The organism is Streptomyces sp. NPDC030021 (genome assembly GCF_055574035.1).
In genome coordinates this window covers 176,539-188,844 of sequence record NZ_JBVIAH010000013.1, presented here as the reverse complement: position 1 = coordinate 188,844, position 12,306 = coordinate 176,539, and the positions used below count along the sequence as shown (strand labels likewise).

General features: G+C 70.7%; 8 protein-coding genes. 6 read left to right on the top strand and 2 right to left on the bottom strand.

Going from position 1 to position 12,306, the window contains the following annotated elements; genetic code table 11:
* Positions 1-291 precede the first annotated feature (291 nt).
* A complete protein-coding gene (gene hisC / locus ACZ4YL_RS25395) occupies positions 292-1,371 on the top strand; it encodes a histidinol-phosphate transaminase (protein WP_389121221.1) in 1,080 nt (359 codons plus the stop codon).
* Positions 1,372-1,498: 127 nt separating this feature from the next.
* Here hisC and ACZ4YL_RS25390 read toward each other — a convergent pair whose 3' ends face one another.
* On the bottom strand, positions 1,499-1,867 hold the full coding sequence (locus ACZ4YL_RS25390; RefSeq protein WP_468119548.1) for a cyclophilin-like fold protein: 369 nt from the start codon (positions 1,865-1,867) through the stop codon (positions 1,499-1,501).
* Positions 1,868-2,058: 191 nt separating this feature from the next.
* On the opposite strand from ACZ4YL_RS25390, the gene ACZ4YL_RS25385 reads away from it, so the two are divergent.
* The 4 genes from ACZ4YL_RS25385 (at position 2,059) to ACZ4YL_RS25370 (ending at position 10,152) form a co-directional block, all read left to right on the top strand.
* Complete coding sequence (locus tag ACZ4YL_RS25385; RefSeq protein ID WP_373044213.1) at positions 2,059-3,564, top strand: cytochrome ubiquinol oxidase subunit I; 1,506 nt, start codon at positions 2,059-2,061, stop codon at positions 3,562-3,564.
* 18 nt (positions 3,565-3,582) lie between these two features.
* Positions 3,583-4,584 carry a cytochrome d ubiquinol oxidase subunit II gene (gene cydB / locus ACZ4YL_RS25380; protein WP_468119546.1) on the top strand — a complete coding sequence of 334 codons (1,002 nt, stop codon included), beginning with the start codon at positions 3,583-3,585 and terminating at the stop codon, positions 4,582-4,584.
* A 102-nt stretch (positions 4,585-4,686) separates the two neighbouring features.
* Positions 4,687-8,313 carry a thiol reductant ABC exporter subunit CydD gene (gene cydD / locus ACZ4YL_RS25375; protein ID WP_468119544.1) on the top strand — a complete coding sequence of 1,209 codons (3,627 nt, stop codon included), beginning with the start codon at positions 4,687-4,689 and terminating at the stop codon, positions 8,311-8,313.
* Between the two features lie 21 nt (positions 8,314-8,334).
* Positions 8,335-10,152, top strand: coding sequence for a GAF domain-containing sensor histidine kinase (locus tag ACZ4YL_RS25370; protein ID WP_468119542.1), 1,818 nt, complete (start codon positions 8,335-8,337; stop codon positions 10,150-10,152).
* Between the two features lie 211 nt (positions 10,153-10,363).
* On the opposite strand, the gene ACZ4YL_RS25365 is transcribed toward ACZ4YL_RS25370, so the two are convergent.
* A complete protein-coding gene (locus ACZ4YL_RS25365; RefSeq protein ID WP_468119540.1) occupies positions 10,364-11,251 on the bottom strand; it encodes a Cof-type HAD-IIB family hydrolase in 888 nt (295 codons plus the stop codon).
* 107 nt (positions 11,252-11,358) lie between these two features.
* Between ACZ4YL_RS25365 and ACZ4YL_RS25360 the strand changes: the two genes are divergently transcribed.
* Complete coding sequence (locus ACZ4YL_RS25360; RefSeq protein ID WP_468119538.1) at positions 11,359-12,264, top strand: LLM class flavin-dependent oxidoreductase; 906 nt, start codon at positions 11,359-11,361, stop codon at positions 12,262-12,264.
* The last annotated feature ends 42 nt before the right edge of the window (positions 12,265-12,306 follow it).

Below are 12,306 nucleotides of genomic sequence, written 5' to 3'. Positions count from 1 at the left end.
CTGCATGGTTCGCCACCCCCAATGACCTTGGAAATGAAGGTATTTGATCGCTGAGGGTGAGTGTGGAGCTTGTCGTCGGGTCCGAGCATGCCAAAACGATGCGATCTCGGGCCGTTCTCAACTCACCTGCACGAGGGATGCGCGCCACGGCGCAGGCCACCGGCGCACGCATATATGCGTGCGCTCCCCCGCATTCCTGGCGCCCCCATTCTCGGAACGGCGGAATCCTCATAAGGTGAGCAGTATTGAGTCGACGGCGACGTCGTACGGGACGGTCGAGGAGGACCTGCGGTGAGCGAGAAGAGCCCGAAGCTGCGCGCCGAGCTGGACGGCATTCCGACATACAAGCCCGGCAAGCCGGCTGCCGCGGGAGGGCCTGTCGCGTACAAGCTGTCCTCGAACGAGAACCCGTACCCGCCGCTGTCGGGCGTGCTGGAGACCGCGGTCGCCGCGGCCGGGAACTTCAACCGGTACCCCGACATGGCCTGCACCGGCCTCGTGAACGAGCTCGCCGAGCGCTTCGGCGTGCCGGTCGAGCACATCGCCACGGGCACCGGTTCGGTCGGTGTGGCCCAGTCGCTGATCCAGTCGACCGCCGGCCCGGGCGACGAGGTGATCTACGCCTGGCGTTCCTTCGAGGCCTACCCGATCATCACGCAGATCTCGGGCGCGACCTCGGTGCGGGTCCCGCTGACCGACGGCGACGTGCACGACCTGGACGCGATGGCAGCGGCGATCACCGACCGGACTCGGCTGATCTTCGTCTGCAACCCGAACAACCCCACCGGTACGGCCGTGCGCCGCGCCGAGCTGGAGCGCTTCCTGGACCAGGTGCCCTCGGACATCCTGGTGGTCTTGGACGAGGCGTACCGCGAGTTCGTGCGCGACGCGGACGTACCGGACGGCATCGAGCTCTACCGCGACCGCCCGAACGTCGCCGTGCTGCGTACGTTCTCCAAGGCGTACGGGCTGGCCGGTCTGCGGGTCGGCTTCGCGGTGGCGCACGAGCCGGTGGCGGCGGCGCTGCGCAAGACGGCCGTGCCCTTCGGCGTGAGCCAGCTCGCGCAGGACGCGGCGGTGGCCTCGCTGCGCGCCGAGGACGAGCTGATGGGCCGCGTCGGGGCGCTGGTGAGCGAGCGCACGCGGGTGCACGAGACGCTGGTCGCCCAGGGCTGGACCGTTCCGGACACGCAGGCGAACTTCGTGTGGATGCGGCTGGGGGAGCGGACCGCCGAGTTCGCGGAGGCCTGCGAGAAGGCCGGTGTGGTGGTCCGGCCCTTCGCGGGCGAGGGCCTGCGGGTCACGATCGGTGAGACCGAGGCGAACGACCTCTTCCTGCACACGGCCGAGGCGTTCTTCAAGGAGCTCTAGGCGGTACGGAGCCCCGGGCGGCAAGGGGCCGCAGGCGGTGACGGGCCTCAGGCGGTAAGGCGCCCGGGCGGTTCCGAGCCGCCCGTCCGGCGGAGAGGTCCTGTCGGCCGGACCGTCCCGGGGTGGTTCAGGCGAGTTCCACGCGGACGGGATCGCCGTCGCGGACGGTGGACAGCAGGCGGGGGTCGCCGTCGAAGGAGCCGAGCACGTTGCACGGGCTCGCGAGGCGGCTCTCGCCTCCGCGCGAGATGGGCGTGGGGCCGTAGGGCAGCGCGAGAGCGTCGCCCTCGGTCCAGAACGCGACCGTGCCGGGGGCGACGACCTGCCGGGCGTCGTCCTCCAGGGCGACGGAGACCCCGGTGTCGAAGTAGACCTCCTCGCCCCAGGTGTTGGCGGAGGCGGAAATCGGAAGGGCCTCGGCCAGCGCCTTGCTGGTCGGGGTCTCGTCGAGGGTTGCGGTGAGCTGGCCCGCGGGCCAGGAGATTCGTATCTGCATGAGCCGCATTCAACAATCTGTTGAATCGATTGGCTAGAGGGGTACCCCGCTCGAAGGTGGCCGAGAGTGGTGCGACATAATGCTTGTGAATGTGAACGCGTTCACAAGCGTGTCCTGCTTCCTCCCGGTATGGAGGGAACCCGCCAGGCAGACTGCGGCTGTGACCACGGCGACGACAAGGAGAAGACGACGTGGACCTAGCTTTGGCGCCGGAGACATTGGCGCGATGGCAGTTCGGCATTACGACCGTCTACCACTTCCTCTTCGTACCCCTGACGATCTCGCTCGCCGCCCTTACGGCGGGCTTGCAGACGGCATGGGTGCGCACCGAGAAGGAGAAGTACCTCAGAGCCACGAAGTTCTGGGGAAAGCTCTTCTTGATCAATATCGCGATGGGTGTCGTCACCGGCATCGTCCAGGAGTTCCAGTTCGGCATGAACTGGTCCGACTACTCGCGATTCGTCGGCGACATCTTCGGAGCCCCCCTGGCCTTCGAGGCGCTGATCGCCTTCTTCTTCGAGTCGACCTTCATCGGTCTGTGGATCTTCGGCTGGGACAAGCTGCCGAAGAAGATCCACTTGGCGTGCATCTGGATGGTGTCCATGGGCACCGTCCTGTCCGCCTATTTCATCCTGGCGGCGAATTCCTGGATGCAGCACCCGGTCGGGTACCGCATCAACGAGGAGCGGGGCCGGGCCGAGCTCACCGACTTCTGGCTCGTGCTGACCCAGAACACCGCGCTCACCCAGTTCTTCCACACCATCACGGCCGCCTTCCTGGTCGGCGGCGCGTTCATGGCAGGAATATCCGCCTTCCACCTGGCGCGCAAGAAGCACGTCCCCGTGATGCGGAGCTCGCTGCGCCTCGGCCTGATCGTCATGATCATCGCCGGTATGGGCACGGCGATCAGCGGTGACCTGCTCGGCAAGGTGATGTACAAGCAGCAGCCCATGAAGATGGCCGCCGCGGAAGCACTCTGGGACGGCGAGGCGCCCGCGCCCTTCTCCGTCTTCGCCTACGGAGACGTCGACAAGGGCCACAACAAGGTGGCGATAGAGATCCCCGGCCTGCTGTCCTTCCTGGCCAACGACGACTTCACCTCCTTCGTCCCGGGCATCAACGACGTCAACAAGGCCGAGCAGGAGAAGTACGGTCCCGGCGACTACCGGCCCAACATCCCGGTCGCCTACTGGGGCTTCCGCTGGATGATCGGCTTCGGCATGGCCTCCCTCGGCATCGGCGTGCTGGGCCTGTGGCTGACCCGCAAGCGGTTCATGCTGCCGGCGGAGCTGCGGACCGGGGAGGACGAGGTCCCCCACCTGGTGCTCTTCAAGAAGCCACTGAGCCCGAAGTTCGCCAACCTGTACTGGATCGTCGCGCTCTGGACGATGGGCTTCCCGCTCATTGCCAACTCCTGGGGCTGGATCTTCACCGAGATGGGCCGCCAGCCCTGGGTCGTCTACGGAGTTCTGCGCACCAGGGACGCGGTCTCGCCGAACGTGTCCCAGGGCGAGGTGCTCACCTCGATGATCGGGTTCACGCTCCTGTACGCGGTGCTGGCCGTGATCGAGGTCAAGCTCCTCGTCAAGTACGTCAAGGCCGGCCCCCCGGAACTCACCGAGGCAGACCTCAACCCACCCACCAAGATCGGTGGGGACGACAAGAACCCCGACCGGCCGATGGCCTTCTCGTACTGAGGCCGAGGAGCGCACACCATGCAACTCCACGATGTCTGGTTCGTACTCATCGCCGTCCTGTGGACCGGCTACTTCTTCCTGGAGGGCTTCGACTTCGGAGTCGGCGTACTGACCAAGCTGCTCGCCCGTGACCGCACGGAGAAGAGAGTCCTGATCAACACGATCGGGCCCGTGTGGGACGGGAACGAGGTCTGGCTGCTCACCGCGGGCGGTGCCACCTTCGCCGCTTTCCCCGACTGGTACGCCACCCTCTTCTCGGGCTTCTACCTGCCGCTGCTGCTCATCCTGATCTGCCTCATCATCCGTGGCGTCGCCTTCGAGTACCGGCACAAGCGCCCCGAGGACCGGTGGCAGACCAACTGGGAACACGCGATCTTCTGGACCTCGCTGATCCCCGCGTTCCTGTGGGGCGTCGCCTTCGCCAACATCGTGCGCGGCGTCAAGATCGACGAGAACAAGGAGTACGTCGGCGGCTTCCTGGACCTGCTGAACGCCTACTCGATCCTCGGCGGACTGGTCACCCTCACCCTGTTCACCTTCCACGGCACGGTCTTCACCTCGCTCAAGACCGTCGGTGAGATCCGGGACCGCTCGCGGAAGCTGGCGACCCGGCTGGGCGTGGTCACCGCCGTGCTGGCCCTGGTCTTCCTGATCTGGACCCAGGTCTCGCGCGGCGACGGCACGAGCCTGATCGCGATGATCGTCGCGGTGCTGGCGCTGTTCGGGGCCCTCGGCTTCAACCTGGCCGGCCGCGAGGGCTGGTCGTTCGCACTGTCCGGGGTCACCATCGCGGCGGCCGTCGCGATGCTCTTCCTCACGCTCTTCCCGAACGTCATGCCGTCCTCGCTGAACGAGGCCTGGAACCTCACGGTCACCAACTCCTCGTCCAGCGCGTACACCCTGAAGATCATGACCTGGTGTGCGGCCGTGGCCACCCCGCTCGTCCTGCTCTACCAGGGCTGGACGTACTGGGTGTTCCGCAAGCGGATCGGGACGCAGCACATCGTCGATGTGCACTGAGGCCTGTACGGGGCTCTGACCGAGCCCTGCAGTCCTGTACCGAGTCCCCGCGACGTATGACCCGCCCGTCCGGCTGACGACCTCCCCGAGGGGATGTTTCACGTGAAACCGATCGACCCGCGCCTGCTCCGGTACGCCCGTTCCACCCGCCTCTTCCTGGGGGCGGTGGTGGCTCTGGGTCTTGCCGGGGCGGGGCTGGTCGTCGGTCAGGCGATGCTGATCGCCGAGATCGTGGTCGGTGCGTTCGAGCGGGGGCTCGACGGCCAGGCGCTCCGGACGCCACTGCTGCTGCTCGCGGCGGTGGCGCTCGGACGCGGGCTGATCGCCTGGCTCACGGAGCTGGCCGCGCACCGTGCGGGTGCGGCGGTCAAGTCGGAGCTGCGGGGCAGGCTGCTGGACCGGGCCGCGGAACTCGGGCCCGCCTGGCTGGCCGGGCAGCGGACCGGATCGCTGGTGTCACTGGCCACCCGGGGCGTGGACGCGCTCGACGACTACTTCTCCCGCTACCTGCCCCAGCTCGGGCTCGCGGTGGTCGTGCCGGTGGCCGTGCTGGCCCGCATCGTCACCGAGGACTGGGTGTCGGCGGCCATCATCGTGGTGACGCTGCCCCTCATCCCCGTGTTCATGATCCTCATCGGCATGGCCACCCAGTCCCGGATGGACCGCCAGTGGCGGCTGCTGTCCCGGCTCTCCGGACACTTCCTCGACGTGGTGGCCGGGCTTCCCACCCTGAAGGTCTTCGGCCGGGCCAAGGCGCAGGCCGAGTCGATCCGCAAGATCACCGACGACTACCGGCGCGCGACGATGCGGACCCTGCGCATCGCCTTCCTCTCCTCCTTCGCACTGGAACTGCTGGCGACGCTGTCGGTGGCCCTGGTGGCCGTGACCATCGGCATGCGGCTGGTCCACGGCGAACTGGACCTCTACACCGGGCTGGTCATCCTGATCCTGGCGCCCGAGGCGTACCTGCCGCTGCGGCAGGTGGGGGCCCAGTACCACGCGGCCGCCGAAGGGCTGGCGGCCGCCGAGGAGATCTTCGAGGTTCTGGAGACCCCCACCACCGGTACGGCCGGGAAGGCCGAGCTGCCGGGTGGTGCCCCCCTGCGGATCGAGATCGAGGGGATCGCCGTCCGCTACGAAGGCCGCGCCGAGGACTCGCCCCGGCCGGTCTCGCTCACGGTGGGGCCGGGGGAGTGCGTGGCCCTCACCGGTCCGAGCGGAGCGGGGAAGTCCACGCTGCTCCAGGTGCTGCTGGGATTCGTGACACCGACCGCCGGGCGGGTCCGGGTCGCAGGCGTGGACCTGGCCGATCTGTCGCCGGCGCAGTGGCGGCAGCAGATCGCCTGGGTGCCGCAGCGGCCGCATCTGTTCGCAGGAACGATCGCCGAGAACGTGCGGCTGGCCCGCGCGGGGGCCTCCGACGCCGATGTGGCCCAGGCGTTGAAGGACGGCGGGGCCTGGGAGTTCGTGACCGCGCTGCCGCGCGGGGTGGAGACCCTGCTGGGCGAGGGCGGTGTGGGACTGTCCGCCGGTCAGCGGCAGCGTCTGGCCCTGGCGCGCGCGTTCCTGGCGGACCGGCCCGTGCTGCTGCTGGACGAGCCGACGGCGGCGCTGGACGGCGAGACCGAGGCGGGGATCGTGGACGCGGTCCGGCGGCTCTCCGCGGGGCGGACCGTGCTGCTGGTCGTGCACCGGCCGGCGCTGCTCGCCGTCGCCGACCGGGTGGTGGCCATGGCAGCGGGCGACGGCCCCGAGGGGGCTCTCGCCGGTGGGACACTCCCCCGCCGCGCTGCTTCCCCGGCCGGCGCCGGGCTGCTGTCCTCCGGTGCGGCCGGTGACCGCGGCGAACACGTCCCGGATTCCGGGGAGTGGATCCTCGGTGCGGCGCGCGAGCGGGCGGTGACCGGCGGCGGTTCGGGCCCGGCCGGTTCGGGCTCGGCCGGTTCGGGCGTGGCCGGTTCGGGCTCGGCCGGGGATCCGCTGCGCCGGGTGCGGGCGGTCGCCAGGGCGTGGCAAGGACGGTTCAGGCTCGGGCTGTTGCTCGGGGCGCTGGCCGTCGGATGCAGTGTCGGCCTGATGGCGGTGTCGGGCTGGCTGATCTCGCGGGCCTCGGAACAGCCTCCCGTGCTCTACCTGATGGTGGCCGTCACGGCCACCCGGGCCTTCGGAATGGGCCGCGCCGTCTTCCGGTACGCCGAGCGGCTCGTCTCGCACGACGCCGTGCTGCGGATGCTCGCCGACCTGCGGGTCTCCGTCTACCGCCGACTGGAGCGCATCGCGCCCGCCGGGCTGCGCGAACACCGGCGTGGGGACCTGCTGGCCCGGCTGGTGGCCGACGCCGACGCACTGCAGGACTACTGGCTGCGCTGGCTGTTGCCTGTCGGTACGGCGGTGCTCGTCGGAACGGGCTCGGTCGCCTTCACCGCATGGCTGCTGCCCGAGGCCGGAGCCGTACTCGCCGTCGGGCTGCTCGCCGCCGGTGTCGCGGTACCGCTGGTCAGCGGCGCCTGCGCCCGCCGTGCGGAGCGCAGGCTCGCCCCCGCCCGGGGCGAACTCGCCACCAGGGTGGCCGATCTGCTCACCGGGACCGCGGAGCTGACCGTGGCCGGTGCGCTGGAGGACCGCAAGGGCCGGACGCGCGAGAGCGACGGCCTGCTGACGAGCATCGCCGCGCGGGGCTCGGCCGCGGCCGGGCTGGGCGGCGGCCTGTCGGCCCTGGTGTGCGGGCTCACCGTCGTGGCCGCCGCCGCCGCTGCCGCGAACGCCGTTCACGACGGACGGCTGTCCGGGGTGGCCATGGCCGTCGCGGTCCTGACGCCGCTGGCCGCCTTCGAGGCGGTGAACGGACTTCCGCTCGCCGTCCAGTACCGCCAGCGGGTGCGCCGTAGCGCCGAGCGGGTCTACGAGGTCATCGACGCGCCGGTCCCGGTCGCCGAGCCGGAGCAGCCCGCCGCGGCCCCGGCTTCGCCGTTCCCGCTGCGGCTGACGGGGCTCACCGCCCGCCACCCCGGCCAGGAGCGTGCCGCGCTGCGGGACGTGGACCTGACCCTGGAGGCCGGCCGCCGCATCGCCGTCGTCGGTCCCTCGGGGTCCGGCAAGACCACCCTGGCGCAGGTCCTCCTCCGGTTCCTGGACCCGGCCGAAGGCTCGTACAGCCTGGGCGGGAGCGACGCGCGCACGCTCGACGGCGACGACGTACGGGCCCTCGTGGGCCTGTGTGCCCAGGACGCGCACATCTTCGACAGCTCGGTACGGGAGAACCTGCGTCTGGCCCGGACCGGGGCGAGCGAGGAGCAGCTGCGGCAGGCGCTGGCCGAGGCCCGGCTGCTGGAGTGGGCCGACGGCCTTCCGGACGGACTGGACACGCTGGTCGGAGAGCACGGCGAGCGGATCTCGGGTGGTCAGCGCCAGCGGCTGGCCCTGGCCCGGGCCCTGCTCGCGGACTTCCCCGTGCTGGTCCTGGACGAGCCGGCCGAGCATCTGGACCTGGCCACGGCGGACGGCCTGACGGCGGATCTGCTGGCCGTGACCGAGGGCCGGACCACCGTGCTGATCACGCACCGGCTGGCCGGTCTGGAGGCGGTCGACGAGGTGCTCGTGCTGGACCGCGGCGAGGTCGTGCAGCACGGCCCGTACGCGGAGCTGGCCGCCGTCGAGGGACCGCTGAGGCGGCTGCTGGAGCGCGAGCGGGCAACGGACGGGACTTTGGCCAACTTTCCCCGTCAATAGGGACTAACTACGCTCAGGACCATGTCAGCGCAGCAGTCGCAGGAATCGCCGGATCCCTCACCGGGCCCCTTGCCGAATCCGTTGCCGGGAGCGCCGGGTGCGCCGGGAGCGTCGGCGACTGCGGGAACTGCGGGAGCTTCGGACCCGCTGGTGGCCGCCACGCAGGCCACCAGGAGTCTGCACGGCCTGTCCACCGAGCTCACGGCCCGCGTACCGCAACTGCTGGAGGCCATGAGGTCGGTCGGGACCGGGCTCGAGCTGCACTCCACGCTGGACCGCATCTGCGAGACCGCGGCCGAGCTCGCGGGCGCCCGCTACGCGGCGATCGGCGTCGTCGACATGGAGGGCCGCGGGCTCTCGGACTTCGTCACCCACGGGATCGGCTCTGCACAGGCCCGGAAGATCGGACACCGCCCCGACGGGAAACGGGGCCTGCTCGGAGCGCTGATCTCGCATTCCGACACGGTCCGGCTCGCCGATCTGACGAAGGACCCGCGCTCGGCGGGGTTCCCGCCGCACCACCCGCCCATGAAGACCTTCCTCGGAGTACCGATCCGGGTGCAGGGCGAGATCTTCGGCAATCTCTACCTCGCCGAGAAGAACGGCGGCGGCGAGTTCAGCGACTACGACCTCCACATGGTCCGGGTCCTGGCCACCGAGGCGGGCATCGCCATCGGCAACGCCCGGCTGTACGAGGCCGCCACCCAGCGCGAGCGCTGGATCGACGGCTCGGTGGCCGTCACCACCGCTCTCCTGTCCGGCGGGGACGCGGACGACGCGCTCGCGGTGGTCGCCGAACAGGCCCGCCGGCTGGCCGACTCCGCCGCCGGGATCGTCATGCTGCCGGCCGAGGAGGGCGGTATGGAGATCGTCGCGGTCTCCTCCGAGAACCCGGCCACCTCGCTCGGCGTGGTGATCCCGGCCGAGAGCCCGGTGGTGGACAGGCTGCTGGCGGGTGAGCCGGTCTTCGTGGACGACGCTGCGGCCGACCCCCGCATGACCAGCAAGCTCACCAGCCGGTACGGCCCGTGCATGCTGCTGCCGCTGCAGAGCGGCGGGCGGGTGCTGGGCGCGCTGGTCACCCCCCGGGCCCGCGGCGGGCGTCCCTTCACCGAGGCCGAGCGGACCCTGGCCACCCAGTTCGCCTCACAGGCGGCGCTCGCTCTGATGATGGCCGAGGCACAGCGCGACCGCGAGCGGCTGGCGGTGTTCGAGGACCGTGACCGGATCGCCCGCGACCTGCATGACCTGGTCATCCAGCGGCTCTTCGCCACCGGGCTGATGCTGGAGGGAGCCCAGCGCCGGACCGTCGTCCCCGAGGTGCGCGACGGCGTGGGCAAGGCCGTGGACGAACTGGACGTGACGATCCAGGAGATCCGCACCGCGATCTTCGCCCTCCAACAGGGTCCGGCGGAGGCTCCGTCCGGGTTGCGTACCCGGGTGCTGCGGGAGATCAACATGGCTGCGGTGCCCCTGGGCTTCAAGCCCGCGCACCGCTTCCTCGGCCCGGTCGACACGGTCGTCGGTGAGCTGGTGGGCAAGAACCTGATCGCCGCGCTGCGTGAGGCCCTGTCGAACGCCTTCCGTCATGCCGAGGCGACCCGGATCGACGTGGTCATCGACTCGACCATCACGCTCGCCGACGGCCGGCCCGGGGTCCGGCTGGAGGTCGCCGACGACGGCGTGGGCATCCCGGAGGGCGGCCGCCGCAGCGGGCTGCGGAACCTGCGCCGACGGGCCGAGTCGCTGGGCGGCGCGAGCTCGTACGGTCCGGGCATCGGCGAGGCCGGCGGCGGGACCACCGTGGTGTGGGAGGCCCCGCTCCAGCCCGCTGTCTAGGCCTCACTTCCGGATCTTGCCGGGGCCGGCCCGCCCGGCACGGCACCTCATCCCCCAGACTCCGTCCGGGGGGACCCCAGGTTGTCGGGGCACTCGAGTACGTCCTGTACACGAGCGCCCCTCCACCTTGCGAGGCTTCCCCTAGGCCCTGCGGGCCTGGGGAGACCCCATGCACCGGACGACCCGGGCTCATCCGGCAAGATCCGAAAGCCTAGGCCTGCTGCTCTGCGGTCCGTTCGGCCAGGATGCGCTCGATGACGAGGGCGACCCCGTCCTCGTTGTTGGCGACCGTACGGCCGGATGCGGCCTCGATCACATCGGGGTGGGCGTTGCCCATGGCGTACGAGGTGCCCGCCCAGCTGAGCATCTCCACGTCGTTCGGCATGTCCCCGAAGGCGACGACCTCGGCGGGAGAAATGCCCCGCTCGGCGCAGCACAGTGCCAGGGTGCTCGCCTTGGACACGCCCGGCCCGCTGACCTCCAGCAGCGAGGTGGGACTGGACCGGGTGATCGACGCGTGCTCGCCGGCGGCGGACCGCGCCAGCGTCAGGAACTCGTCCGGGGCCAGCTCGCCGTGGTGCGCCAGCAGCTTGAGCACGGGGGCGGAGCTCTCGTCCGTGTCCTCGTGCAGCAGCTTCTCGGCGGTGGCGACCCGGGCACCCGGGTCCTTGAAGAAGGGCGGGTACGTCGGCTCGTAATTGATGCCGGTGGTCAGCTCGACCGCGAAGGACGTGCCGGGCGCCGCGGCCCGCAGGGCATCGACGACAGCGAGCGCGGCCACCCGTGGAAGGGCTCGGACCTGCACGAACTCTCGTCCGGCATGCAGGTCGACCACTGCCGCGCCATTGGCGCAGATCGCCAGGCCGTGGCCGTGGACATGGTCGCTGACCACATCCATCCAGCGGGCCGGGCGGCCGGTGACGAAGAAGACCTCGATCCCGGCCTCCTCGGCGGCGGCGAGCGCGGCGACCGTGCGCGGCGAGACGGACTTGTCGTCGCGCAGCAGGGTGCCGTCGAGGTCGGTGGCGATCAGCCGGGGCGTGGGGGTTGGCCCGTCCGGGCACTGGGGAGCCGAGGTCACGGCTCCATCTTCGCCCATGGCCGTGGAGGTCCTGACCACGGGCGGGAGGCTGTCACCTCGGGCGATGTTTCACGTGAAACGACGCCGTTTCACGTGAAACATCGGGCTCGCCGTAGGCTCCAAGCATGAGTCTGCGTCTGAGCACGGTGATCCTTCCGGTACGTCGATGGCACGAGGGAGGACGCGATCAGTGGCTCCGGGCCGAGCAGCTCGGGTTCCATACCGCCTACACCTACGACCACCTGTCCTGGCGGACGTTCCGCGACGGCCCGTGGTTCGGTGCGGTGCCCACCCTGACCGCGGCGGCCACCGCCACCGAGCAGCTGCGCCTGGGCACGCTCGTCACCTCGCCGAACTTCCGCCACCCGGTGACCCTCGCCAAGGACCTCATGAGCCTGGACGACATCTCCGGCGGGCGCATCACCCTCGGCATCGGTGCGGGCGGCAACGGCTTCGACGCGACCGCGCTGGGTCAGGAGGCCTGGTCCCCGCGTGAGCGCGCCGACCGCCTCGCCGAGTTCGTACCGCTGCTGGACCGGTTGCTGACCGAGGGCTCGGTGAGCCACGAGGGGACCTTCTACTCCGCCGAGGAGGCCCGCAACATCCCCGGCTGTGTGCAGCGGCCCCGGCTGCCGTTCGCGGTCGCCGCGAACGGACCGCGCGGCATGCGGCTCGCCGCCCGGCACGGCCAGGCCTGGGTGACCACGGGCGACCCGAAGCTCTTCGAGGAGGGCACGCCCGAGCAGTCGCGGGAGGCCCTGCGCGGGCAGCTCGAACGGCTCGGCACGGCCTTCCTGGAGATCGGGCGGGACCTGGAGCCCGTGGAGAAGATCCTCCTGACCGGCTTCACGCCGGAGGCCAACACCGTGCTGCAGTCCGTGGACGCGTTCGTCGACTTCGCCGGCCGGCACCGCGATCTGGGGTTCACCGAGCTGGTGATCCACGCCCCGATTCCGGACTCCGAGTTCGCCGCCGACGAGGCCGTGTTCGAGAAGATCGCCACCGAGGCCCTGGCTCAGCTCGGCAGCTGACCCAGCGGTCGTGGTCGCCGCTCGCACGAGCGGCGACGCGAC